Annotated in this window: 1 protein-coding gene; it reads right to left on the minus strand. The window is 24.9% G+C overall.

What is annotated here, in order from left to right; translation table 11 throughout:
• Positions 1-253, minus strand: a 253-nt coding sequence (locus ACX6CF_RS27150; RefSeq protein ID WP_458788489.1) for a ribonuclease H-like domain-containing protein, incomplete at both ends; no start/stop codon positions are given.

Genomic DNA, 253 nt, shown 5'->3' on the forward strand with positions numbered 1-253 from the left:
TAAATTAGTCTTCTCAATATCACTTTTTGATTCTGTAAAATCAATGTATTGCCTAATTAATTCTCCTCCTGTAAAGGTATCCTTTCTAAATATACCTAGATATTTTTCAATTGTCTTAAGCTTGCAGTTCTCAAGGTTTAATACATGTTTACATGGTCTAACTAATTTATATATGTCAATATTTTCTATATAAGATAGATTATTGTCTATTTTATATAATAGTGCCTTTTTAGTTATGAAAGGTATATCAAAT

This window comes from Vallitalea sediminicola, from assembly GCF_054408565.1.